The organism is Streptomyces sp. NPDC002306, from assembly GCF_053593435.1.
Genome location: NZ_JBSFCK010000001.1, coordinates 64,486 through 84,027 on the forward strand (window position 1 = coordinate 64,486; position 19,542 = coordinate 84,027).

18 protein-coding genes are annotated in these 19,542 nt (G+C 73.2%); 10 read left to right on the forward strand and 8 right to left on the reverse strand.

The window, feature by feature from the left end; translation table 11 throughout:
• Positions 1–174: 174 nt before the first annotated feature.
• Entirely contained in the window at positions 175–1,722 is a 1,548-nt protein-coding gene (locus ACWCQK_RS00290; protein WP_451150192.1) for a M1 family metallopeptidase, read from the reverse strand.
• 96 nt (positions 1,723–1,818) lie between these two features.
• On the reverse strand, positions 1,819–2,784 hold the full coding sequence (locus ACWCQK_RS00295) for a pirin family protein (protein ID WP_451150194.1): 966 nt from the start codon (positions 2,782–2,784) through the stop codon (positions 1,819–1,821).
• Positions 2,785–2,941: 157 nt separating this feature from the next.
• Here ACWCQK_RS00295 and ACWCQK_RS00300 point away from each other — a divergent pair, with 157 nt between their 5' ends.
• The 4 genes from ACWCQK_RS00300 to ACWCQK_RS00315 all read left to right on the forward strand — a co-directional run bounded on the left by ACWCQK_RS00300 (position 2,942) and on the right by ACWCQK_RS00315 (position 7,006).
• A complete protein-coding gene (locus ACWCQK_RS00300) occupies positions 2,942–3,562 on the forward strand; it encodes a TetR/AcrR family transcriptional regulator (protein WP_451150196.1) in 621 nt (206 codons plus the stop codon).
• Between the two features lie 580 nt (positions 3,563–4,142).
• Positions 4,143–4,295, forward strand: coding sequence for a hypothetical protein (locus ACWCQK_RS00305; RefSeq protein WP_451150202.1), 153 nt, complete (start codon positions 4,143–4,145; stop codon positions 4,293–4,295).
• Between the two features lie 215 nt (positions 4,296–4,510).
• Positions 4,511–6,583: an MMPL family transporter gene (locus tag ACWCQK_RS00310; protein WP_451150204.1), complete on the forward strand. Its 2,073-nt coding sequence runs from the start codon at positions 4,511–4,513 to the stop codon at positions 6,581–6,583.
• 75 nt (positions 6,584–6,658) lie between these two features.
• The gene (locus ACWCQK_RS00315; protein WP_451150206.1) at positions 6,659–7,006 is read left to right on the forward strand and encodes a tetratricopeptide repeat protein; all 348 of its coding nucleotides are present in this window, start codon (positions 6,659–6,661) and stop codon (positions 7,004–7,006) included.
• Between the two features lie 106 nt (positions 7,007–7,112).
• On the opposite strand, the gene ACWCQK_RS00320 is transcribed toward ACWCQK_RS00315, so the two are convergent.
• Positions 7,113–8,525 (reverse strand): PepSY-associated TM helix domain-containing protein, encoded by a 1,413-nt coding sequence (locus tag ACWCQK_RS00320; protein WP_451150208.1) that lies wholly within the window; start codon positions 8,523–8,525, stop codon positions 7,113–7,115.
• Positions 8,526–8,682: 157 nt separating this feature from the next.
• Between ACWCQK_RS00320 and ACWCQK_RS00325 the strand changes: the two genes are divergently transcribed.
• Positions 8,683–9,330 carry a peptide deformylase gene (locus ACWCQK_RS00325; protein ID WP_451150210.1) on the forward strand — a complete coding sequence of 216 codons (648 nt, stop codon included), beginning with the start codon at positions 8,683–8,685 and terminating at the stop codon, positions 9,328–9,330.
• A gap of 105 nt (positions 9,331–9,435) precedes the next feature.
• Here ACWCQK_RS00325 and ACWCQK_RS00330 read toward each other — a convergent pair whose 3' ends face one another.
• The gene (locus ACWCQK_RS00330) at positions 9,436–10,866 is read right to left on the reverse strand and encodes a dihydrolipoyl dehydrogenase family protein (protein WP_451150212.1); all 1,431 of its coding nucleotides are present in this window, start codon (positions 10,864–10,866) and stop codon (positions 9,436–9,438) included.
• Between the two features lie 131 nt (positions 10,867–10,997).
• Between ACWCQK_RS00330 and trxA the strand changes: the two genes are divergently transcribed.
• Positions 10,998–11,384: a thioredoxin gene (trxA, locus tag ACWCQK_RS00335; protein ID WP_451150214.1), complete on the forward strand. Its 387-nt coding sequence runs from the start codon at positions 10,998–11,000 to the stop codon at positions 11,382–11,384.
• 84 nt (positions 11,385–11,468) lie between these two features.
• Here trxA and ACWCQK_RS00340 read toward each other — a convergent pair whose 3' ends face one another.
• The gene (locus ACWCQK_RS00340) at positions 11,469–12,905 is read right to left on the reverse strand and encodes an aldehyde dehydrogenase family protein (protein ID WP_451150216.1); all 1,437 of its coding nucleotides are present in this window, start codon (positions 12,903–12,905) and stop codon (positions 11,469–11,471) included.
• Between the two features lie 504 nt (positions 12,906–13,409).
• Between ACWCQK_RS00340 and ACWCQK_RS00345 the strand changes: the two genes are divergently transcribed.
• Positions 13,410–14,042 (forward strand): hypothetical protein, encoded by a 633-nt coding sequence (locus ACWCQK_RS00345; RefSeq protein WP_451150218.1) that lies wholly within the window; start codon positions 13,410–13,412, stop codon positions 14,040–14,042.
• A 50-nt stretch (positions 14,043–14,092) separates the two neighbouring features.
• Here ACWCQK_RS00345 and ACWCQK_RS00350 read toward each other — a convergent pair whose 3' ends face one another.
• Positions 14,093–15,139 carry a LacI family DNA-binding transcriptional regulator gene (locus tag ACWCQK_RS00350; RefSeq protein WP_451151740.1) on the reverse strand — a complete coding sequence of 349 codons (1,047 nt, stop codon included), beginning with the start codon at positions 15,137–15,139 and terminating at the stop codon, positions 14,093–14,095.
• A gap of 135 nt (positions 15,140–15,274) precedes the next feature.
• Here ACWCQK_RS00350 and ACWCQK_RS00355 point away from each other — a divergent pair, with 135 nt between their 5' ends.
• Positions 15,275–15,967 carry a TetR/AcrR family transcriptional regulator gene (locus ACWCQK_RS00355; protein WP_451150220.1) on the forward strand — a complete coding sequence of 231 codons (693 nt, stop codon included), beginning with the start codon at positions 15,275–15,277 and terminating at the stop codon, positions 15,965–15,967.
• Between the two features lie 16 nt (positions 15,968–15,983).
• On the forward strand, positions 15,984–17,120 hold the full coding sequence (locus tag ACWCQK_RS00360) for an FAD-dependent oxidoreductase (protein WP_451150222.1): 1,137 nt from the start codon (positions 15,984–15,986) through the stop codon (positions 17,118–17,120).
• A gap of 7 nt (positions 17,121–17,127) precedes the next feature.
• Here the strand turns inward: ACWCQK_RS00360 and ACWCQK_RS00365 are convergent, their stop codons facing one another.
• The gene (locus ACWCQK_RS00365) at positions 17,128–17,808 is read right to left on the reverse strand and encodes a TetR/AcrR family transcriptional regulator (RefSeq protein ID WP_451150224.1); all 681 of its coding nucleotides are present in this window, start codon (positions 17,806–17,808) and stop codon (positions 17,128–17,130) included.
• Between the two features lie 110 nt (positions 17,809–17,918).
• Between ACWCQK_RS00365 and ACWCQK_RS00370 the strand changes: the two genes are divergently transcribed.
• A complete protein-coding gene (locus ACWCQK_RS00370; RefSeq protein ID WP_451150226.1) occupies positions 17,919–18,482 on the forward strand; it encodes an NAD(P)H-dependent oxidoreductase in 564 nt (187 codons plus the stop codon).
• A gap of 56 nt (positions 18,483–18,538) precedes the next feature.
• Here ACWCQK_RS00370 and ACWCQK_RS00375 read toward each other — a convergent pair whose 3' ends face one another.
• On the reverse strand, positions 18,539–19,420 hold the full coding sequence (locus tag ACWCQK_RS00375; protein WP_451150228.1) for an LLM class F420-dependent oxidoreductase: 882 nt from the start codon (positions 19,418–19,420) through the stop codon (positions 18,539–18,541).
• Positions 19,421–19,542: the final 122 nt, after the last annotated feature.

Sequence of the window (19,542 nt, forward strand, 5' to 3'; positions counted from 1 at the left end):
CATTGCTCAGGACTCCAACCATGCTCGTCGCAACCAGGACAAAGGAGTTGCCCTCTACGCCACCCCTCGTACGCTTCCGTGTCCGACGTGCCACGTCGCGCCAACTGTCACCGGCGTGGACCAGCAGCCCGGCAGAGGCCACCCGGTCGGCGGCAGTACGGGCGGTGCGGCGGCTCAGTCCTGGACCGGGTCGACCGTCCAGTCGGGGTGCCCCGGCATGGGCGGGGTGGACGGCCCGTACAGCCACGGCGTCAGGAACGGGGCGAGGTCCTCACCCGCGACCGTCGAGGCGAGCGCGACGAAGTCCCGGGTGCCCGCAGCCCGGCCCTGATACTTCGTCACCCAGGCCCGCTCGATCCGGTCGAAGGCCTGCTCGCCGACCTTCTCCCGGAGGGCGTAGAGCACCAGGGCCGAGCCGTCGTACCGCATCTGACGGAAGAGGGTGGGCTCGGTGGGTTCGGCGGGCGCCCCGTCGTCGTGGCGCCACTGGTCGTGCTGCTCGTACGCGTCCCGCATCGCGTCCTCCAGGGCGACACCGCCGTGCGTGGCGGAGTAGAGCCGTTCGTAGAACCGGGCATGACCCTCACTCAGCCACAGGTCGGACCACCGTCTGATGGCGACGCTGTCACCGGTCCAGTGGTGGGCCAGCTCGTGCACGAGGTTGCGCTCGGCACCGACCCGGTCGCCGAGCAGGTCGGCCCGCGGTACGACCGACAGCGACTGCGACTCCAGCGCCACCGGCAGGTCGGTGTCCCCGACCAGCACGCCGTAGCGGCGGAAGGGGTAGGGGCCCAGGCGCTGTTCCAGCCAGGCCAGGTGCCCGGGGGTGAGCGAGCGGTACTCCTCGGTGTCGGCGACCAGGCCGTCCGGGACCACGTCGCGGACGGGCAGCCCGCGCGGGCCGGTGCTGTCGACGAAGGCGAACTTCCCGATCGCCAGCTGGATCAGCTGGGCCGCGACCGGCTGCTCGGAGTCGTACGTCCACCGGACCCGGCCGTCGGGCCGGCTCACGCGCTCGACGAGCCGGCCGTTGGCCACCGCGCTCAGGCCCGGTGGGGTGGTGACGCGGAAGGTGACCGGCGCCCGCAGGCTCGGGTGGTCGTTCGCCGGGAAGACCATCTTGGCGCCGTCGGGCTGTGCGTAGAGCACGGTGCCGTCGGGCGTGGGCACCCAGCCGTACTCCGCGATCGCGTCGTCGCGCCGGCGTCGCTGGGTGGGATCGGCGGTGTAGGCGACCCGCACGGTGAAGGCGCGGCCTTGCGGGATCGGCTTCGCGGGGGTGACGACGAGTTCGTCGCCGTCGCGTGCGAAGGCCGCCGGCGCGCCGTCGACGGTGACCGTGTGCAGGGTGTTGCCCGCGAAGTCGAGGTCGAAGCGGGACAGGGCCTGGGTGGCGGTGGCGTCGACGGTGGCCTCGGCCGCGAAGGGGGTCCGCGGTGCCCGCCAGTCGAAGGCGAGCGTGTAATGGCGGACCGTGTAACCGCCGTTGCCGTCGAGCGGCATCAGCGGGTCGCCGATGCCGGCGGCGCCGGGGGACGGGATCGCCGAGGGGCCGGGCCGGCCCGCGGGACGGTGGCCGCCGTGGGGGGCACCGCCGACCAGCCCGACGAGCACGCAGGCTCCGGCGATCCCGGCGGCACCCGTGAGGGCGAGGACGCTGCGGCGGGTGACGAGACCGCGGCGGCGCCCACGGCGGCCCGGTTCTCCCGTGGTGATCTCCATGCCGGCACTATGTCAGCAAATATTTCTATAGCTACATATGTCCCGATATCGCCCTTCAGTCGCCCGCTCGCACAGACCACTCCGGAGCCGCCCGGTTCAGCGTGCCCTCCCCCGCGGCTTCAGTGGCAGCGGCGGCAGTTCGGGGGCCGGCAGCGGATCGCCCGCGTAGCCCTTCACCTCACCGAACCGGGTGCCCTCCGTCCAGTCCCGGCGAGCCCGCTCGATCTCTTCCTGGGTCCGTCCGATCCAGTTCCAGAACATGATCAGCTCCTCCTCGAACGGCTCACCGCCCAGGAGCATCAGCGCCGCGTCCGACTCGGCGCGCAGCGGCAGTTCGTGACGGCCGCAGCCGAGGTAGAGCATCGAGCCGGGCAGCAGCGGCACGCCGTCCACCCGGGCCTCGCCGGACATGGAGAGCACGGCGTACTCGAAGTCCGGCTCCAGGGGCAGGCGTACGTCCGCGCCGGCGGCGAGGGCCAGGTCGGCGCCGACGATCGGGGTGTACGTCGTCCCGGGCGAGGCCGCGCCGTCGAGGCCGCCGAGGATCAGCGTGGCTCGCAGTCCGGGCGTGGTGACGACCGGCAGTTCGGCGTGGTGTTCGAAGTGCGGGTCGGTGTGCCGGTCGCTGTCGGGCAGGGCCACCCACAGCTGCGCCCCGTGCAGGAAGCGGGCATGCGACCTGGGGCTCTCCTCGGAGTGGCTGATGGCCCGTCCGGAGGTCATCAGACCCAGCTCGCGGGGCCGGATCGTCTGGAGGCTGCCGGTGGAGTCGCGGTGCAGCACCTCGCCCTCGTGCAGCCAGCTCACCGTCTGAAGTCCCATGTGCGGGTGCGGAGGCACCTGCATGCCGGGCTCGTCGGCGATGTCGTCGGGGCCGTAGTGATCCACGAAGCACCAGGCGCCCACCATGCGCCGGCCCAGGTTGGGCAGCAGGCGGCGGACCTCGGTGGACTCGCCGAGCCTGACCCGACGGGGGCTCAGGAGCTCGCGTACCGGCTCCGCCACGACGAACCCACGGCCCCCGCAGACGGCGGGAACCGGCGCGCGATCAAGATTGCTCATGCCGCCCAACCTAGCCCCGCCGGGCCCGCTCCGTCAGTCCGTCGTCCGCGCTTCGGCCCCGGCCTAGTCTGTGTCGTCCGGGCACCGGACCGCCGCCCGCAGGAAAGTGGCAGCTATGACAATTGACAGAACCAGCGGGAAAAGTGAGGGTGTCGGCATGGCGACGAGAACCCCGGGCCCCGGGCTGCGGGAGCGCAAGAAGGACGAGACCCGCCGCAACCTGCGCGAGGCCGCGAGCCGCCTGTTCCGCGACCACGGCTTCGCGCAGACGACGGTCGCCGACATCGCGGCCGGGGCGAACGTCTCCGAGCGGACCTTCTTCCGCTACTTCGACAGCAAGGAAGCCCTGCTTCTGCCGGACGGTGTCGAGCTCTACGCCAGGATCGAGACCGCCTTCCTCGCCCGGCCGGAGAGCGACAGCGCGCTCCAGGCGGCCTGCGGCGCGCTGAGCGACGTGGCCGCCTACTTCGCCGGCAGCAGCCTGACCGCGCTGGGGCATCCGATCGACGAGGTGCGCGAGCACGCGCGGGCAGCCCTGGCCCATCAGTTCGCCGAGTTCGAGGAGCGGCTCACCGAACTCGTCGCCCAGCGCCTGCCCGCGCACACGCCGGACGCCGACCTGCGGGCGGCCGTCATCGCCAACTCCGCCCTGTCCGCGGCACGGGCGGTCCTGCGCACCCTGCGCGGCCGACGCCAGGCCGGCGTTCCGGTGGAACCCGAGCGCCTGCTGCCCGAAGCCTTCGCCATCCTGTCCTCGATCGGAGCCACCACACCGTGAAGAACCCCCGTCGCGTCATCCTCATCGCCGGCGTCGCCGTCACCGTCGCCGCGGCGGCCGGGGCGACCGATCTCGTCGTGGAACACAAGGTGAAACGGCGCGTCGCCGAGACCGCCGCCTGCCGCCTCGACGCCAAGGGCGTCTCCGTGGATCTCGACGACACCCTCGCCGGCCTCAGGACCCTGACCGGCAGGGTGGGCACCGTCCACGTCAGCGCCGAGGGCGTGCGGCGCCAGGGGACCGAGCTGAGCGTCGACGCGTCCCTGCACGACGTGTCCACGGACGGCGGGTCGTCGGGCGGCACCGCGACGGCCACCGTCCCCTACGCCGGACTCGGCAAGAGCCTCCCGGACGAGGGCGGCACCTTCGAACCCGGCACCGACGGCACCCATCTCACCCTCACCGGCACCGCGGGCACCACGGGGATACCCGTCACCGTGGTGACGGACCTCTCCACCACCTCGCACACCCTCACCTCACGCCCGCGAGCGTCAACGTCTTCGGCCGCGACCTGTCCGTCCAGGCGCTGTCCGCGCTGCCCGGCGGCGCCGGACTCGCCGACCGGCTCAAGCCGCGCACCGTGGACATCGGCTCGCTGCCCGCCGGCACCGTGCTCACCGGCGCCCACGCGGGGGACGGGGGGCTCGCCCTGGAGTTCCGGCTGTCGCCCGACACCGGCAAGACCGCCGCCAAGGGGTCGGACGCCTGCGCCCCCGGGGGACGTAAGGCCTGAGCGGTCCAAAAACTGTCACCCATGCCAATTGACACCCCTGCCAGTTCTACGGTTGTGTCAGGCCTGCCACTTCAGCGGTGGCGGCCCTGTCACGTCCTCCTGGAGGCCCGGTGTCCTCTCCTCCTTCTTCTCCTCCTTCTCTCTCTTCTTCCCTGACCCCGCGCCGGTCCGCGCCGCACCGCGTCGGCGCCTTCTGCGCCCGGCACCCGCTGTGGGTGATCGCCGCCTGGCTCCTGGTGCTCGCCGCCGCGCTCCTGGGCCGGCAGACGGTCGGAGCGACGTACAGCGACGAGGTGAACCTGCCCGGCAGCCGGACCCAGGCCGGCGCCGACCTGCTGGAGGCGTCCGACCCGGCACTCGCCGACCCGAGCGGGAAGGTCGTCTTCCATACCGCTTCCGGCAGGCTGTCCGCGGGCCCGGACGGGCTCGACGCCTCGCTGGAGCGGCTGCGGGACCTGCCGCACGTCACGGGCGTCTCGGCCCCGGTGACCAGCGCGGACGGCGCCACCGCCTACACGACGGTCTCCTTCGACCAGGACCTGAAGTCGCTCGGCCACGCGTACACCGACCGGCTCGACCAGGCGACGGCACCCGCCCGGGCCGCGGGTGTCGGCGTCGGCTACGGCGGCGACCTGGACACCGTCGCGCGCGCCCCCGCCGACGACCTCGCCGCCGAGCTCACCGGCCTCGGCGCCGCACTGCTCGTCCTGCTGCTCGCGTTCGGCAGCGTCGCCGCCGCCGTCATGCCGCTGGTGACCGCGATCATCGGCGTCGGCGTCGGACTGGGCGTCGTCGGCATCGTCGCCGGCGTCCTCACCTTCGCCACGTCGGCGCCCACGCTGGCCACGATGCTCGGGCTCGGCGTGGGCATCGACTACGCCCTGTTCCTGATCACCCGGTTCCGCCAGGACCTGATCGACGGGTACGACACCGGGACGGCCGTCGGCCGCACCACCGCGGGCAGCGGCAAGGCCGTCCTGGTCGCGGCCCTGACCGTGTCGGTGGCCCTGCTCAGCCTGTACGCCTGCGGCCTGAGCATGATCGGCCGGCTGGGGCTCGCCGCCACCCTGGCCGTCCTGGTCACGGCCCTCGCGGCGCTCACCCTGGTACCCGCCGCCATGGGGCTGGTGGGGCGCCGGGTCGACCGGCTGCGCCTGCGCCGCCCGGTCGCCGAGACCGCGGGAGTGCACGACGGCTGGCACCGCTACGCGGGCCTGGTCGCCCGCCGCCCCGGGACGTTCCTCACCGCCGGGCTCGCCGTCGTCGGACTCTGCACGATCCCGCTGTTCTCCATGCGCCTGGGACACATCGACGCCGGCGCCGACCCGGCCGGCAGCACCACCCGCACCGCCTACGACTGGATCGCCGAGGCCGACGGACCCGGTTACGGCCCGGGAGCCGACGGCCCCTTCACGGTGGTGGTCGACCTCGGGCACGCTAGCGAACCCGCCGGCCTGATAGTCGAGACGCTGGCCGACGGCCTGGCGAAGACCCACGGCGTCGCCCGCGTCACCCCGCCGCACCCCACCGAGGACGGCAGGCTCCTCGTCGCCACGCTCACCCCGGCCACCGGGCCCCAGTCCGCGCGGACCGGCACCCTGTTCGACACCCTGACCGACCGCACGCTGCCCGAGACGCTGGAGGGCACCGGCGCGACGGCCTACCTGACCGGCAGCACCGCCGGCCGGTTCGAGTTCCGCGACACCGTCACCGAGCGCCTGCCCCTGATCATCGGCATCGTCCTGGTCTGCGCGTTCCTGCTGCTGACGGTGACCTTCCGCAGTCTGGTGATCCCGCTCAAGGCGGTCGTCCTCAACCTCCTGACCACCGGCGCCTCGTACGGCGTCCTCGTCGCGGTCTTCCAGTGGGGCTGGGGCGCCGGCCTGCTCGGCCTGAGCGGACCCGTGCCGATCGAGTCCTACGTGCCCATGATGATGTTCGCCATCGTCTTCGGCCTGTCCATGGACTACGAGATCTTCCTGCTCTCCCGGATCGCCGAGGAGTGGCACGCCACGCACGACAACAGGCGGTCCGTCGGCGCGGGCCTGTCCGTGACCGGACGGGTGATCAGCTGCGCCGCCATGATCATGACGGTCGTGTTCCTGTCCTTCACCGGGTCCGCGGCCGTCGTGGTGAAGATGCTGGCCCTGGGTCTCGCCGTCAGCGTCGTCCTCGACGCCACCGTCGTCCGTCTCGTGCTGGTGCCGTCCCTGATGTTCCTGCTGGGGCGCGGCAACTGGTGGCTCCCCGGGTGGCTGGACCGACGGCTGCCGCACCTCGACGTCTGACCCCGTGGAGCCCCGCCCCAGGTAGTGGAATATTGAACTACCCTGCTCCGTTGTCGCCCCCGAAGGAGGTCACGAGTGGACACGACGTACTACGACCACGGAACGACGGCGGAGCGCTGGGAGCGAGCCGGGATGTTCTTCGACGCCAAGGAATACGCCGCCGCCGCGCGCGTGCTGGGCGGGCTGGTCGAGGAGGTGCCGGAGCAGACCGCGCCGCGGCTGCTGCTGGCCCGCGCCTACTTCCACTCGGCCCAACTGCGCCGCGCGGAGACGGAGTTGCGCGTCATCGTGGAGCGCGACCCGGTCGAGCACTACGCCCGCCTCATGCTGGGCCGCACCCTGGAGCGCCAGGGCCGCCACGAGGAGGCCGCCTCGCACCTGCGGATCGCCTCGGCGCTCGCGGGCGACTTCGAACAGGTCTGAGAACGGACCTGACACAGCTCCTGGTCCCGCACGCCGCGACAACGGCGTCGCCCCGTGCGGGATCAGGAAACACCTGCCTCGACGACCCGCCCTCGGCCGCCTCACCTCACTCGGCCGGTGCCCCGCTCGCGGGGGTCCGCCGCGCCCGCCGGTGCGCGATCTCACCGGCGACCACGTCGGCGGCGACGAAACAGGCCAGCGGGATGCCGAGCAGCGGCACGAAGTAGCCGAGGACGGCGACCACGGCCAGCGCCGGGACCAGGACGTACGGCGGCACCTGCTGCCAGGCGCCGCGCGGCACGGGCCGGCCGAAGGCAGAGCCTCGGCCGCGCTGCCACCACATGCGGTAACCCCACACGATCAGCAGGACCAGCGACAGCGCGAGCAGCATCAGCGCGATCTGGTTGGCCAGTCCGAACAGACTGCCGGAGTGCAGGTCGATGCCCCAGCGGGTCAGTTTGGCGAGCACCGGATAGTCCGCGAACCGCAGGACGTCCGTGACCTCGCCGGTGGCCGGGTCGACCGCGGCCGTGTCCTGCTGCGTGGGCCAGCCCCGCTGTATCTGCTTGACCACGTACGCGGAGGAGGCGTCCGCGGGCGGGACGATCTCCACCGGGCCGTCCAGCCCTTCGGCGCGCGCGGCGGCGAGGACCCGGTCGAGGCCGACGCCGTGCCCGGCGTCCCCGCCGGAGGCGGCGGCCGTGTCGTGCCCGGCGTGCTCGCCGCCGACCGCCGCGGACACCGACGGAGTGGAGTGGCCGAGCGCGGTGCGCAGTTCGTCGATGTTGGCGCCCGCGTACGTCGACCAGGTCAGGCCGGTCGCCGAGAGGAACACGAACCCGGCCGCGGCCCACACACCGACGCTGCCGTGCAGGCTCAGCGTGCGGCGCCTGCCGCTGGTGCCGCGCACCTTGCGCAGGGCGCGACGGCGCGAGAACCACAGCACCACGCCGCCGAGCGCGACGACCCACAGCCAGCTCGCGGCGAGTTCGCTGTAGAGGCGGCCGCTCTCGCCGAGGTGCAGGTTGCGGTGGAGTTCGCTGATCCAGGTACGCAGCGGCAACGCGCCGGACGAGCCGTACTGTTCGAGGGCGCCGCGCACCTTGCCTGTGTACGGGTCGACGAACACCGCGTAGGAGTGGCTCGCGTCGACGCCCTCGACGCCGGACAGCAGCACGCGGGTGGTCGCGTCCGGCTCCGGGGAGGGCCGTACAGCGGTGACGGTGCCCTCGGGGTGGGCCTTGCGGGCGGCGGCCACCTGCTCGGACACCGGCAGCTCGGTGTCACCCACGGGCACGGTCAACTCGTGGGCGTAGAGGAGCCTCTCGGCCTGGTAGGAGCCCGCGTACAGCAGGCCGGTGACCGCGGCGACGAGCAGGAAGGGCGCGACCAGCACGCCCGCGTAGAAGTGCAGACGCAGGATCAGCGGGCGCAGGGGGGCGGCCCAGCCGCGCGGGGACGACGCGGCCGCGGCGGGTTGGGGGACCTCGTCCGTGGTGGTCGAGGGAGCGATGGTCATCGGCGGCTTCTCCGGCGGTCGGGGACGTGGGCTGCCATGACGGTGATCGTGGCGGTCCAGTAGTCGGAGCGGAGCACGGCCGAGTTCCCGGCGAATCGAGTGGTGTGCGTCACACAGGGATGCCGGGGGGCGCGGAGCGCCGTGGCATGCTGGCGCGATGGCATCTCCGAGCGCTCGCACCCCCCTTGTCGAACTGGTCGAGGAACTCCTCGTCACCGACGGCCCGTTGCCCATCGTCGCGGCCGGCGACCCGGTGCTGCGGCGCGGCACCGAGCGGTACGACGGCGACCTGGACCCCGCGCTGCTGGCCCGTTTCGTCGAGGCGCTGCGCGTCACCATGCGCGCGGCGCCGGGGGTCGGTCTCGCGGCACCACAGGTGGGCGTGCCGCTGCGGATCGCGGTCATCGAGGATCCGGCGCCGGTGCCCGACGAGGTGCGGCTGGCCCGGGGCCGGGTGCCGCAGCCGTTCCGGGTGCTGGTCAATCCGTCGTACGAGCCGGTCGGCACCTCCCGCGCCGCGTTCTTCGAGGGCTGCCTGAGCGTGTCCGGGTGGCAGGCGGTGGTGGCCCGGCCGACCGCGGTGCGGCTGACCGGCGAGGACGAGCACGGCCGGGCGCTGGACGAGGTGTTCACCGGCTGGCCCGCCCGGATCGTGCAGCACGAGACCGACCACCTGGACGGCATGCTCTACCTCGACCGGGCGGAGCCGCGTTCGCTGTCCTCGAACCAGGCGATGCTGGAGCGCTGGGCGGCGGCGACGCCCGAGGAGGCCGCGAAGGCGCTGGGGTTCGAGCTGCCGGGCTGACGGGACCCCGCGGGCGCCCGGCGGGACGCCGCCGCGGGCGTCCACCCGTGGCCGACGCCCGCGAGACCTCCGCCCCACGCCCTCTCGGTCCCCGGCCGGTCCCGGTCAGCCCCGGTAGGCCTCCAGCAGCCGCAGCCACACCTCGCTGATCGTCGGATACGACGGGACCGCGTGCCAGAGCCTGCCGATCGGCACCTCCGCGGCGACGGCGACGGTCGCCGAGTGGGTCAGCTCGCCGACGCCGGGGCCGGCGAAGGTGACACCGAGGAGGACCTCGCGGTCGAGGTCGACGACCATGCGGGCGCGCCCGTGGTAGCCGTCGCCGTAGAGCCCGGCACCGGCCACCGAGGACATCTCCACGTCGACGGCGCGCACCCGGTGGCCGGCCTGTTCGGCCTCCGCGAGCGACAGGCCGACCGCCCCCACCTCCGGGTCGGTGAAGACGACCTGGGGAACGGCGCCGTGGTCGGCCGTCGCGGAGTGGGCGCCCCAGGGGTCCGTCTCCAGGACGGGCACCCCGGCCGCGCGGGCGGCGATCGCGGCGCCCGCGATCCGGGCCTGGTACTTCCCCTGGTGGGTGAGCAGGGCGCGGTGGTTGACGTCGCCGACCGCGTACAGCCACTCGCTGCCGGACACCCGCAGGCTGTCGTCGACCGGGAGCCAGGAGCCGGGCTCCAGGCCGATGGTGTCGAGGCCGATGTCGTCGGTGTGCGGGACACGGCCGGTGGCGAACAGGATCTCGTCGGCCTCGATACGGTCCCCGGTGCCGGTGACCACCACGACGGTGCCGTTCTCCCGGGTCACCGACTCCACGGACGTGCCGGTACGGACGTCGACGCCCGCCTCGGCGAGTCCCTCTGCGACCAGTTCGCCGGCGAACGGCTCCATACGGGGCAGCAGGCCCTTGCCGCGGACGAGGACGGTGACCTGCGAGCCGAGGGCCCGCCAGGCGGTGGCCATCTCGGTGGCGACCACACCGCCGCCCACCACCACGAGCCGGCCGGGCACCGCCTGCGCGCTGGTGGCCTCCCGGCTGGTCCAGGGCCGTACGTCGGCGAGGTCCGGCAACGGGGGCAACTGGGCGCGGGTGCCGGTGCACACGGCGACGGCGTGCCGGGCGGTGAGGACGTGCCGCTCGCCGTCGGGGCCGGTCACCGTCACCGTGCGGGGTCCCGCGAGGCGTCCGTGACCGCGGTGGAGGACGGCGCCGATACCGTCCAGCCACGCCACCTGGCCGTCGTCCTTCCAGTGCGAGGTGTAGTAGTCGCGGTGGGCGAGGACCGCGGCCGCGTCGAGGGGGCCCTGCACCGTCTGGCGCAGGCCCGGCACACGGCGGGCGTCGGCGCGGGCGATGACCGGGCGCAGCAGGGCCTTGCTGGGCATGCAGGCCCAGTAGGAACATTCGCCGCCGACCAGTTCGCTCTCCACGACCGCGGTGGACAGGCCGGCCGCGCGGGTGCGGTCGGCGACGTTCTCCCCCACGGGCCCGGCCCCGAGCACCACGACGTCGTACGCGATGGATTCCGTTTCCGTCATGGGCCCAGTCTGCTGGGTGGTGTGCCCGGTGGCCACACGGGTACGTGCGCCGCGTACCCGGTGGAATACCTCCCCGTCCAGCAGTGTTGTGCGGACGGTTTCGCCCCCACACCAGAGAGAGGGATGCACGCATGAGCAGCACCGTGGAGCTGACCAAGGAGAACTTCGACCAGACGGTGACGGAGAACGAGTTCGTCCTCATCGACTTCTGGGCTGCCTGGTGCGGGCCGTGCCGTCAGTTCGCACCCGTCTACGAGAAGGCCGCCGAGGAGAACCCGGACCTGGTCTTCGGCAAGATCGACACCGAGGCCCAGCCGGAGCTGGCCGCGGCCTTCGGCATCCAGTCCATCCCGACGCTGATGATCGTCCGCGACCAGGTGGCCGTGTTCGCCCAGCCCGGGGCGCTGCCCGCGCCCGCTCTCACGGACGTCATCGGCCAGGCCCGGAAGCTGGACATGGACGAGGTCCGCAAGAGCATCGCCGAGCAGCAGGAGCAGGCGCAGGCTCAGGGCGAGTAGGGGCGAGCGGCTCCCGGCGGAGATCCCGGGCTGAGCCCTCGGAACCGTGAGGGACCAGCCCCTGGAACCGGGAGGGACCAGTTCCTAGAAGGGGTAGGGGGCCACGTCCGGGCGCACCGTCGTCCAGCGCACGTCGGTGAAGGCCTCCAGGTTGGCCTCGCCGCCGAAGCGGGCGCCGGTGCCGGACGCGGCGACGCCCCCGAAGGGTGCCACGGCCTCGTCGTTCACGGTCTGGTCGTTGATGTGGACGATGCCGGTCGGGATCCGCTCGGCGAGGTCCAGGCCGCGGGCGGCGTTCCGGGTGACGATGCCCAGGGAGAGGCCGTAGGGGCTGTCGGCGGCGAGCGTCGCGGCTTCGCCCAGGGTGGCGAAGGGGCGTACGGGCGCGACCGGGCCGAAGACCTCCTCCGCGTAGGCGGGGGTCCGGTCGCCGACGTCCGCGAGGACGGTCGGCCGGTAGAACAGTTCCTCGTGGGTGCCGCCCGCTGCGAGCCTGGCGCCCTGGGCCGTGCTCGCCTCGACCAGGGCGTGCACCTTGGCGAGCTGGGTGGCGTCGATCAGCGGGCCGAGATGGACCTGTGCGCGGTGCGGGTCGCCGACCGCCAGGGCGTCGGCCTTGGCGGCGAGCCGCTCGACGTACTCCGAATACAGGGACCGGTGCACCAGGTGGCGGCCGGTCGTCATGCAGATCTGGCCCTGGTGGAAGAACGAGCCCCAGGCGGCCGTGGAGATCACCGCGTCGAGGTCGGCGTCCTCCAGCACGATCAGGGCGGAGTTGCCGCCCAGCTCCAGATGCGCCCGCTTCAGGTGCCGTCCGGCCGCCTCCCCGACGGCGCGCCCCGCAGCGGTGGAGCCGGTGAAGGACAGTACGGGCACCTGCGGATCGGCCACCAGTGCCTGACCGGCCTCGGGCCCGCCGGGCACGACGTGCAGCAGCCCGTCGGGCAGGCCCGCCGCCGCGAAGACCGCGGCCAGGGCGAGGCCGCCGCAGACCGCCGTGCGGGGGTCGGGCTTCAGTACGACGGCGTTGCCGAGGGCGAGGGCCGGGGCGACCGAGCGGATGGACAGGATCAGCGGGGCGTTGAACGGGGCGATCACGCCGACCACACCGACCGGGACGCGCCGGGTGTACGACAGCCTGGGCGCCTCGCTGGGAAGCACCTGTCCGGCCGGGCGGGAGGCCAGTGCGGCGGCCTCGTAGCACTCCTGGGCCGCGACGTGCAGTTCGAAGTCGGCCTTGCCGGGGACGGACCCCGCCTCACGGACGATCCACTCGCGCAGTTCGTCGGCGTGCTCCGCGAACAGGTCGCCGGCCCTGCGCAGCACCCCGGCTCGGACGAAGTGCGGCAGGCGCGCCCACTCCGCCTGAGCGTCGTGGGCGTCGGCCGCGGCCGTACGGACGTCCTCGGCTCCGGCCAGGATGACCGTGCCCAGGGTGTCGCCGGTGGCGGGCTCGGTGACGGCGTACTCCGGCCCCGTCAGTGTCCGGGACTGCCAGGTCTTGGGGTCGAGCAACGGCATGGCGGCTCTCCGTTCGTGACCGGCGGGACTCGGGGCGGGAGTCCCGTGTGGTGCGCGGCCGGTTCGCCGGCCGCGTGACGGGACACGATGTTCCGGCGCAGCCGCGCGAGCCGCATCCGGTGGTCGAACGCATCCCGATCTGGTTGAGCGTGCAACATCCTAGTCACGTCCTTCGAAAAGAAGACGGCCCGCGACATACGGACTTCGAAGCCGTGCGCCCGGAAGATCCCGCATGCCCCGAGGAGCACCGGAGACAGATTTCGAGCGCGCGGAAATCCAACCGGGGGCACCGGTTGGCCGCGGAGGATGATCGGATAACGTCCCGCCGTCAGTGAACGTCGGGGAGGGGTGCTTGTCGTGATGGCGGGTCGACGAAGAATGGTGGCCGCAGGCTTGGCCTTGGCGGTCGGCGGCGGGCTCGCGTCCGGGTGCGGGCCTGCGGCCGGCGCGGGCGCGGGCGCGGCGAGACCCGGAAAAGCGTCGTCCGGTTCCAGCCCCGCATCGGTGCGCGACGGGCTGACCGGGATGCTGTCCTTCCATTACGTGGGTGCCTCCGATACGGACGACACCATCAATCAGACGCTGCAGATCCACAACGCCGTGCACCGCTCGGCGACCGCCGAGCTGTCCCTCAAGGCGCTGGACAAGAGCGGCCGTGTCCTGCCCGGTGTCACGGTGAGCACGGTGTACGGGGGCGACCGCGGCAACCTGGTCCTGCCGTACGGATACACCTACGACATCCTGCGGTTCTCCGGTCCGGGCAGGCGGGACGTGGCCGATGTCCGCGTGAGCGTGCGGGACGCGGCCTTCGCGCGCGTCCGCGCCGGGACGCACGAGGTGTCGACCCAGGCACTCGACAGCCGCGGACGCGAGATCACCAGGTTCGAGCGCTTCACGGCCGTCCGGCTCACCAACTCGGACGACTTTCCCGTCGCCGTACGGCTCGCCTACATCCTCTGGGACCAGCCCCCCAAGGGCGCGACGCAGCAAGCCGTGGAGATCACCCCGGTCGGCGGCCTGACGCAGGTGCCGGCCCACGGCACGGCAGTCGTACAGGTGACCGGGAAGGCCGCCGCCGCGGTGGCGCGCAACTCCTACGGCCCGGCGGTGAGCATCAAAGCCTACGACTCGCAGTAGGCCTCGGCGGGACACCTGGGCCTACGCCGCCGCCCGCGCGGCACGCCCCCTCAGCTGGAGTCGCGGTGCACCACCGAGGCCCCCAGGACCCGGTGTGTCTCGGGCTCGGCGCCGGGGTCGCGGACCGCGCGGTCGACCAGTTCGGCGAGGTCGCGGCCGGACGGCAGGTCGATGTGGACCGTGCTCAGCCGGGGCCGCAGCAGCCGGCCGAGCATGAGGTCGTCGGCACCGATGACGGCCGTCTCGTCGGGGATCCGGACGCCCTCGTCCTGGAGGGCGCGCATCAGCAGCATCGCGTACTCGTCGTTGTACGTGAACACGGCGTCGAGGCCGAGTCCCCGCCAGCGGGCGGCGAGCCGGGCGGCGGACTCCTCCTCGTAGTCGAGGGGCAGTTCGACGACCGTCGCGTCGGTGCCGGCCAGCGCGTCGCGCACCCCGGCGAGGCGGGGCCGGGAGAAGCCCTCCAGGCCGGGTTCGGCGGGGACGACGACGCCCACGCGGCGTCGGCCTCGGGCGTACAGGTGGGCGCCGGCGGCGCGGCCGACGCCCTCGTGGTCCATGAGCAGGGCGTGCGCGCCCTCGACGGACTCGGGGCCGAGGGTGACCACCGCGCGGGCGCCGGAGCGCTTGAGCACGGCCACACCCCGCGGGCCGAGACCGGCACCGGGGACGAGGACGGCGACCGGACGGAGTTCGGCCCAGGCGCGGGCGGCGTCGTCGCCGTGCACGCCGACGGCGCCGTACTGCACGACCGTGTAGTCGAAGCGGCCGAGCGCCCACTGGAGTTCGTTGAGGAACTGGCTGTAGAGCGGACCGGCCTGGACCGCCGGGGCGGGCATGAGCACCATGCGGCTGTGCCCGGCGCGCAGACTGCGGGCCGCCGCGTGCGGGACGTAGCCCAGTTCCTTCGCGGCCTGGTGGACGCGGCGGCGGGTGGGTTCGCTGATCCGTACCGCGGTGGCGTTGTTGAGGACGTAGGAGACGGTCGCGCGCGAGACGCCGGCCGCTCGGGCCACGTCGGCGCTCGTCGGGACGGCGCGCGACGCGGGCGACGCGGGCGGGGGCGATTTCGGTATCTCCACCATGACGTACCGCATCCTGGCAGAAGCCCGGACGGGGATCCCGGGCGGGGGAAGGCCGTTGACGACGCAACCAACGGCGGCGGCACGGGATGTGACGAACATGTTCGTCACGAACTTGTTCTGAACGAACATGTTCGCTAACTTGACGGCATGACAGACCGCCCCGACACCCCCCGCAGCCGTCGCGAACGCCCGGCGAAGCCCGCCCTCACCCGGGAGGGCATCGTGGCGGCGGCCGTCGCGGTGCTGCGCGCCGAAGGCCTGCCCAAGGTCACCATGCGGCGCCTGGCCCAGGAGCTCGACACGGGTCCGGCCTCGCTCTACGTGTACGTCCGCAACACCGCCGAACTGCACGCGGCGGTCCTGGACGAACTGCTCGGCACGGTCGGGCCGGCCCCGGCGGAGGGGTCCTGGCGGGAGCGGCTGGAGCGGGTGCTCACCGCGTACACCGTGATGCTCTTCGAGCACCCGAGCCTGGCCCGCTCGGCACTCACCGCCCGCCCGAACGGCCCGCACTACCTGAATCTGATCGAGACGCTGCTGGCCCTGCTCGACGAGGGCGGCGTACCGCCCGCGCAGGCCGCCTGGGGCGTCGATCTGCTCCTCCAGCACGCCACCGCGACCGCCGCCGAGCACACCGCGGCCGCGGAGCCGGACGGCGCCCGGACCGCCCAGGACGACTGGGACGCCCTGACCCGCACCCTGCGCGACACGACCGCGCGGACCCACCCGCACATCACCGGCCTGGCCGACCGGCTGCTGTCGGGCGCGCCCGGGACCCGTCTGTCCTGGGCGTTCCAGGCACTGATCAGCGGCATCGAGCGGACCGTCGTACCCGAATAAGCCCCAGGAGGCCCGCATGACCAGCACCCACCACCCCATCGCCGTCGTCGGCGCCGGCCTCGGCGGACTCGCCCTCGCCCGTGTCCTGCACGTGCACGGCGTCCAGGCCGCCGTCTTCGACCTGGACCCCTCCCCCGCCGCCCGCACCCAGGGCGGCATGCTCGACATCCACGAGGACTCCGGCCAGTGGGCCCTGCGCGCGGCCGGACTCCACGAGGAGTTCCGCGCCCGGGTGCTGCCCGGCGGCGAGGCGCTGCGGATCCTCGACAAGGACGCCGTGGCGCACCGCGAGGAGACCGACGACGGCACCGGCGGACGGCCCGAGATCGACCGCGGCGACCTGCGGGACCTGCTGCTCGGCTCACTGCCCGCGGGCACGGTCCGCTGGAACGCGAAGGTCACCGGCGCGCGGCCGCTGGGCGGCGGCCGGCACGAGGTGACCCTCGCGGACGGCACCTCCTTCACCACGGACCTGCTGGTCGGCGCCGACGGTGCCTGGTCGCGGATCCGGCCGCTGCTGTCCGACGCCGTGCCCGCCTACACCGGGGTCTCGTTCGTCGAGGCGGACCTGTTCGAGGCCGGTGAACGGCACCCGGCCGGCGCGCGCGTCGTCGGCGGGGGCATGCTCTTCGCGCTCGGCGCGGGCCGGGGCCTGCTCGGGCACCGCGAGCGGGACGGCGGCCTGCGTGTGTACGCGGCGGTGGAAGCCGGCGAGGACTGGCTCGACGGCATCGACTTCACGGACCCGGAGGCCGCCAAGGCGACGGTCCTCACCCACTTCGCGGACTGGGCCGAGAGCCTGCGGTCCCTGATCGCCGACGCGGACGGCGCGCTGGTGCCCCGGCGCATCCACGCGCTGCCGGTCGGCCATCGCTGGGCGCGCGTCCCGGGCGTCACCCTGCTCGGCGACGCGGCGCACCTGATGTCGCCGTTCGCGGGCGAGGGCGCCAACCTCGCACTGCTCGACGGCGCCGAACTGGGCCTGGCGCTGGCCGCGCACCCCGGGGACGCCGAGGCCGCGCTGGCCGCCTACGAGGAGAAGCTGTTCCCGCGCGGCGAGGCCGCGGCGGCCGAGTCCGCGCACAACGGCGCGCTGCTGTTCCGCGAGGACGCGCCGCGAGGACTGCTGGAGCAGTTCGCCGCCCACGGCTGAGACCGGCTCAGCGGGGCGGCTCGGTACAGGTGACGCGGGCGACCAGGTCCGTCCAGCCCGCCTCGAGACGGTCCAGGGGCATGCCGCACTGCTTGGTCAGATGGTGGATCAGCACCGGGTTGAGCTGCGCCATCAGCGTGTGGGCCAGCAAGTCGCAGTCCGCGTCCGCGACGGCCAGCCGCAGCAGCAGGACGACATGGGCGTGCTGCACCTGGCGGGCCGGCACGGCGTAGCGGCGCTCCGGGGTCGACTCGGCCGCCAGTTGCAGATCGAGTTCGTCCACGAAGCGGCGCAGCAGCGCCCAGCCGAACGCCCGCAGTCGCTCCACCGGCGGCGCTCCGGGCCCCAGCGGCGGAGGGCCGCCGAGGAACGCGGCCTGGAACTTCCGCTCGGAGTGGTCGAGCAGCGCCGTGAGCAGACCGGTGCGGTCGCCGAAGCGGCGGAAGACCGTCCCCTTGCCCACGGAGGCCTCCGCGGCCACCGCCTCCATCGTGACGCCCGCGGCGCCGTGCTCAGCGATCAGGCGGGCGGCGGCGTCCAGCAGACGGGCCCGGTTGCGTGCGGCGTCGGCGCGCAGGCACGGCTCGTCCTCCGTGGCGCCCAGCTGCAACAACTCGGGCTCTTCGACCGGCCGTTCCGGCATCGGGAAGGACGGCAGCGCTGTGGACATGAACACAGCGTAAAGCATGCGGATGAAACTGGACCGTGGTCCGGTTACAGTGATACAGATTTAAACGGACCCCGGTCCGCATGTGTCAGCAATGTTTCAGCGTTTTCAGCATCTTGGGAGCCCCCACCATGTCCGTTCGTATCCTCGCGCTCGTCGGCAGCCTTCGCGCCGGTTCGCACAACCGTCAGCTCGCCGAGGCGGCCGTCAAGCTCGCCCCCGAGGGCGCCGAGATCGAGCTGTTCGAGGGCCTGGCCGACATCCCCTTCTACAACGAGGACATCGACGTGGAGGGCGACGTCCCGGCCGCCGCCGCCAAGCTGCGCGCCGCCGCCGGAACCTCCGACGCCTTCCTGCTCTTCTCGCCCGAGTACAACGGCACCATCCCGGCCGTCCTGAAGAACGCCATCGACTGGCTGTCCCGTCCGTACGGCGCCGGCGCCCTCACGGGCAAGCCGGTCGCCGTGGTCGGCACCGCCTACGGCCAGTTCGGCGGCGTGTGGGCGCAGGACGAGGCCCGCAAGGCCGTCGGCATCGCCGGCGGCACGGTGCTCGAGGACGTCAAGCTGTCCATCCCGGATTCCGTCGTCCGCTTCGCGGAGACCCACCCGGTCGACGACGCCGAGGTCGCCGGCCAGCTGACCGAGGTCATCACCCGACTGCACAACCACGCCGGCGACGTCGCCGCCGTCTGACGGTCGTCACCGCCCGCGAGCGGGCCGGAGCCTTCGGGCCCCGGCCCCCTCGCGGGTCAGTCGAGTCCGGCGAGGAGCGGCACGCCCGGGGCCACGAAGCGCTCGATCCAGGCGGCCGTCTCGCCCAGGCGCGGGGCGAGGATCACGGTGTCGATGCCGAGCCCGGCGTAGCCGTCGATGTCCCGCAGGAAAGTCTCGGTGTCGCCGGTGGTCGCGGGTTCGCCGGTGTACGCGATCGTCTTGCGGATCGAGTCGTAGGCGCGCCCCTCGCTCTCGCAGTGCCCGCGCAGCACGTCGAGCTTGTGCCGGATCTCCTGCGGCGAGGCGGCGATCAGGTTGCAGGCGTCCGCGTACCGCGCGACCAGCCGCAACGTCTTGCGCTCCCCTCCGCCGCCGATCATGATCTCGGGGTGCGGCGCGCTGATCGGCGCCGGTACGCACAGGGTCTCGGCGAGCTGGTAGTACTTGCCCTCGAACGGGCCGTCGTCCTGCGGGTCCCACATCCGCGAGCAGATGCGCAGCGTCTCCTCCAGCCGCTCGAATCGCTCCGCGACCGGCGGGAACGGCACGCCGAGCCCGTCGTGCTCCCGGTCGTACCAGGCCGCCCCGATGCCCAGCGTGGCCCGGCCGCCGGAGAGCACGTCCAGCGTGGTGGCGATCTTGGCGAGCAGTCCGGGATGCCGGTAGGTCACCCCGGTCACGAGCGCGCCCAGCCGCACGGTGGAGGTGTGCCCGGCGAGGTAGGCGAGTGTCGTGTAGGCCTCCAGCATCGGAGCCTCGGCACCGCCGTTGAACTCCATCTGGAAGTAGTGGTCCATGACCGACAGCCAGCTGACACCCGCCGCCTCGGCCGCGGCACCCGCCGCGGCGAGCTCGGCGCCGAGCGCGGGCGCGCCCCCGGCGTGGTCGAACCGGTTGATGTGCACACCCACACGCATGTCCGTCTCCGCTCTCCCGGATCGTGTCCGACCCTGGCGACGCTAGGTCTTCGAGCGCTCTCGAAGTCAAGGGCGACCGAGCCGGGAGCGGCAGCGGGCGGAGCGGGAACGGGCGGAGCGGC

Excerpts from the sequence above, each read along its gene's own strand:
- ACWCQK_RS00355 (WP_451150220.1), top strand. The coding sequence starts at position 15,275 with ATGACAGACCGCCCCGACACCCCCCGCAGCCGTCGCGAACGCCCGGCG.
- ACWCQK_RS00375 (WP_451150228.1), bottom strand. The coding sequence starts at position 19,420 with ATGCGTGTGGGTGTGCACATCAACCGGTTCGACCACGCCGGGGGCGCG.
- ACWCQK_RS00350 (WP_451151740.1), bottom strand. The coding sequence starts at position 15,139 with ATGCGGTACGTCATGGTGGAGATACCGAAATCGCCCCCGCCCGCGTCG.
- ACWCQK_RS00340 (WP_451150216.1), bottom strand. The coding sequence starts at position 12,905 with ATGCCGTTGCTCGACCCCAAGACCTGGCAGTCCCGGACACTGACGGGG.
- ACWCQK_RS00320 (WP_451150208.1), bottom strand. The coding sequence starts at position 8,525 with ATGACCATCGCTCCCTCGACCACCACGGACGAGGTCCCCCAACCCGCC.
- ACWCQK_RS00325 (WP_451150210.1), top strand. The coding sequence starts at position 8,683 with ATGGCATCTCCGAGCGCTCGCACCCCCCTTGTCGAACTGGTCGAGGAA.
- ACWCQK_RS00300 (WP_451150196.1), top strand. The coding sequence starts at position 2,942 with ATGGCGACGAGAACCCCGGGCCCCGGGCTGCGGGAGCGCAAGAAGGAC.
- ACWCQK_RS00290 (WP_451150192.1), bottom strand. The coding sequence starts at position 1,722 with ATGGAGATCACCACGGGAGAACCGGGCCGCCGTGGGCGCCGCCGCGGT.
- ACWCQK_RS00295 (WP_451150194.1), bottom strand. The coding sequence starts at position 2,784 with ATGAGCAATCTTGATCGCGCGCCGGTTCCCGCCGTCTGCGGGGGCCGT.
- ACWCQK_RS00365 (WP_451150224.1), bottom strand. The coding sequence starts at position 17,808 with ATGCTTTACGCTGTGTTCATGTCCACAGCGCTGCCGTCCTTCCCGATG.
- ACWCQK_RS00370 (WP_451150226.1), top strand. The coding sequence starts at position 17,919 with ATGTCCGTTCGTATCCTCGCGCTCGTCGGCAGCCTTCGCGCCGGTTCG.
- ACWCQK_RS00330 (WP_451150212.1), bottom strand. The coding sequence starts at position 10,866 with ATGACGGAAACGGAATCCATCGCGTACGACGTCGTGGTGCTCGGGGCC.
- ACWCQK_RS00360 (WP_451150222.1), top strand. The coding sequence starts at position 15,984 with ATGACCAGCACCCACCACCCCATCGCCGTCGTCGGCGCCGGCCTCGGC.
- trxA (WP_451150214.1), top strand. The coding sequence starts at position 10,998 with ATGAGCAGCACCGTGGAGCTGACCAAGGAGAACTTCGACCAGACGGTG.